Origin of the sequence: Spirabiliibacterium mucosae, assembly GCF_014884965.1 — a bacterium.
Lineage (GTDB): Bacteria > Pseudomonadota > Gammaproteobacteria > Enterobacterales > Pasteurellaceae > Spirabiliibacterium > Spirabiliibacterium mucosae.
Genome location: NZ_JABTBO010000055.1, coordinates 1 through 1618, shown reverse-complemented (window position 1 = coordinate 1618; position 1618 = coordinate 1). Strand labels below are relative to the sequence as shown.

The window sequence follows — 1618 nt, the reverse complement described above, 5'->3', positions numbered from 1 at the left end:
GGTTGGTTGTAAAAATGCAGACTCTGATTTTTATCCTGAGCCAGATCTTTGGAACCCTAATGTTTTTGTCAGTGAAATATTTAGTGATCTTCCATCATTGAAGGCTGGTGAGGGTAATATTTGGATGTGCAATGTGAAAAATTATGAAGGAAAATGGCTTTATGATTCAGGAATTAAAAATAATCGTTTTCCTGTAACTTGGCATATTGCCCGCATTAATAATGATCGAGATTTGGAAATCTATAGAAAAGCTGTTGAACTTTGGACGAAAGAAAAAAACGATTGGAATACGATGAACTTCCTGAATATTTAAAAACTCATACTAACCAGACTTCGTTTCTTGATCGATTTAAAGTTGTTGCAGCAGATTTACCGGCCGCACATACTGTACTAGCTCATCTATCAAAGGATGGTCATTATTATATTCATCCCGATATAAAACAAAATCGCTCAATTACCCCACGAGAAGCAGCTAGATTGCAAACCTTTCCAGACGATTATTTTTTGAAGGAGTTACTGAAAAACCAAGCCGTACAGCAGCCTTTAGGCAGATAGGTAATGCGGTTCCTGTCCTTTTAGCCAAAAAAATTGCAGAAAACTTAAGGAGAAATGGATATGAGTAATAATAAATTATACAAAATAAGACCAGCTGGTCGTCATTTATTGACAATCGGTCGAGATCTCATACAGGATAATTATGCTGCAGTTGTGGAGTTGGTAAAAACGCATATGATGCAGATTCTCCTTGCGTGGAAATAAATTTCACTGCAAAGAATGATCTTGAGGGATATATTATCACTATAAAAGATCAGGGTCATGGTATGTCTCGGGATACAGTAATTAATAAGTGGATGGTCCCATCTACTAAAGATAAGCTTGAGCGTAAGACTAGTCCTGCTGGACGAATTATGCAGGGAAGAAAAGGAATAGGACGTTATGCAGCTTCCGTTCTAGGAGAAGATATTTTACTGAAAACAGTTGATAAAACTGGTGAAAAAACAACAGTCTTTATTAAATGGGATAGTTTTGAACATTCAGAGTATCTTGACGATATTGAAATTTTAGTTGAAAATCAGATTTCGAAAGAACTCCCAGGAACAACATTAATTATAACTGGAAACAAGTCAAACTATGAAGAGTGGAATAAGAAGCAATTTGATAAACTTAAATTTGAATTGAAAAATTAATTTCTCCGGCTCCTACAGAAAATATTATTAATAAAAATATAAAAACTTTGAAATTCGATTGAATATATCTGGTTTCCCCAATATTCCTGATGTTAATGAGATGATTGAACCTTATCCTATATTTGAGCTTTTTGACTATAAAATATCAGGAAAATTACATCTGATGGTTGTGGGAAATTAATTTACTCTCTTCAAAAAGCAAAAAAACTCTATTGAAGAGGAAATAGCTATAAATCTTGGTTATAAGACTGCATGTGGTGATTTGACTTTTGATATTAGAGTTTATGATCGAGATTCTGAATCAATTGAAAGATTAATTCAACGAGGTTTAAAAGATGAAGAAGGTAATTATATTGGTAAACGACAAGCAGCTCATTTACTAAATATATCCAATGGGATAGGTGTTTATCGTAATGGTTTTAGGATTCGTC

General features: G+C 33.7%; 3 protein-coding genes and 1 pseudogene. All 4 read left to right on the top strand.

What is annotated here, in order from left to right; all coding sequences use genetic code 11:
• Nucleotides 1-313, top strand: a pseudogene (locus tag HPC37_RS10740) (hypothetical protein); the annotation flags it as partial.
• Nucleotides 283-555, top strand: a complete 273-nt coding sequence (locus HPC37_RS10735; protein WP_235961794.1) for a DNA cytosine methyltransferase — start codon at nt 283-285, stop codon at nt 553-555. The pseudogene HPC37_RS10740 and the gene HPC37_RS10735, both read left to right, overlap by 31 nt.
• On the top strand, nt 552-623 hold the full coding sequence (locus HPC37_RS11350) for a hypothetical protein (protein WP_427915975.1): 72 nt from the start codon (nt 552-554) through the stop codon (nt 621-623). The genes HPC37_RS10735 and HPC37_RS11350 overlap by 4 nt, the downstream gene beginning before the upstream one ends.
• A 126-nt stretch (nt 624-749) precedes the next feature.
• A complete protein-coding gene (locus HPC37_RS10730) occupies nt 750-1187 on the top strand; it encodes an ATP-binding protein (protein ID WP_208123098.1) in 438 nt (145 codons plus the stop codon).
• Nucleotides 1188-1618 lie beyond the last annotated feature (431 nt).